We start from the raw sequence: 1,349 nt of genomic DNA, 5'->3' as shown, positions 1-1,349 counted from the left end.
CGCAGCAAGAATCCTCGCCGCTGTCAGGCAGAAAATCCACTCAAGCTACTGTCCGAATTTGCGGGGCCAGCTCTCTCGACGATGGTTGCGTTGAGTTGGACACCAATCCCGTCGAAAATCAAATCAGGCCGCTGACTCTGACGCGTAAAAATAGTTTATTTGCTGGTCACGACGAAGGTGGTCGTTCATGGGCGCGCATAGCTTCGCTCATCGCCACCTGCAAAATCAACAGCGTGGAGCCCTACGTCTGGATGAAAGCGACGCTCAAAGCGATCGCAACCGGTCACCCGCAGTCCCGGATCGACGAGCTGGTCGTTCGGCCGCACCTCGTAATTCTCCGTCGTTGCCGCCTCCATACCCCCCGCCAACGATTTGCAAACACGTTGATCAACAGACTGCAATCCCCACGCCAAACCTTTGCGAATGGGACGCGAACGTCGCTTACGGTTCTTCAGCGTCTGATGCCAGCGCTCGATCTTTCCCTGGGTCTGAGGATGGTACGGAGCGCCGCGCACGTGCTGCATGCCCTTCTGGTCGAGCCACTCGGCCAGATCATCCGCCACGTAACTCGAACCATTGTCGCTGAGAAGCCTTGGCCGGTGCGCGACGGCGCCGTCGTCTTGTCCTTGAACTCGTTCGCGGCCTTGATCACCACATAGGCCGGGCTGGTGATGAGGTCATGCGCCTTCAGCAGCCGATAGACCGACGCCTCGGATACAAAGTACTTTCGTTCGTCGGTGAACCGCACGGCCAGCTCGCGTGGCGACAGCTCAGGTAACTCCAGCGCCAGGTCGATGATCTGGCCCCGCACATCGTCCGAGATGCGGTTCCAGACCCGGTCTGGTCGAGACCGATGATCGGCCAGAGCGGCGATGCCGCCCTCGCGGTAACGATCATGCTAGCGATAGAATGTGGCGCGCGGGATCCCGAGCTTGTCCAGCGTGCGTTTGGCCGGAAGTGCGATTGCTCGACCAAATGGATGATCTCGGCCTTCTCGGAGGCGGGATACCTCATGCCTCGTCCTCCCCATCTCCGTTCATACTTTTTTTGAGCAGACGGTTCTCCAGGGTCAGATCGGCGACGGCCTCCTTCAAGGCGGCGGCCTCCCGACGGAGGTCCTTCACCTCGCCGGAGGTCGCAGCTCGTGCCGTGTCGCCGGCCAGGCGGCGCTTGCCGGCCTCGAGAAACTCCTTGGACCAGCCGTAATAGATCGAGGCGGCAATGCCTTCTCGGCGACAAAGCTCGGAGATGTTCTCCTCGCCGCGCAATCCTTCTAGTACCCGGAATCAGAGCTGAGTGATACGGCGGCCTTTGAAACGGCGTTGACGGACCTTTTTCTTGGTCCAGAC

Annotated in this window: 2 pseudogenes; one reads left to right on the top strand and one right to left on the bottom strand. The window is 60.0% G+C overall.

Annotation, left to right across the window (positions count from 1 at the left end):
- Positions 1–287: pseudogene (locus QJT82_RS45385) on the top strand (transposase); the annotation flags it as partial.
- Between the two features lie 156 nt (positions 288–443).
- Here the strand turns inward: QJT82_RS45385 and QJT82_RS45380 are convergent.
- Positions 444–1,280: pseudogene (locus tag QJT82_RS45380) on the bottom strand (helix-turn-helix domain-containing protein); the annotation flags it as partial.
- Positions 1,281–1,349: the final 69 nt, after the last annotated feature.

Source organism: Bradyrhizobium sp. Mp19 (genome assembly GCF_029952935.1).
Lineage (GTDB): Bacteria > Pseudomonadota > Alphaproteobacteria > Rhizobiales > Xanthobacteraceae > Bradyrhizobium > Bradyrhizobium elkanii.
This window is presented reverse-complemented; position numbering and strand designations above follow the sequence as displayed.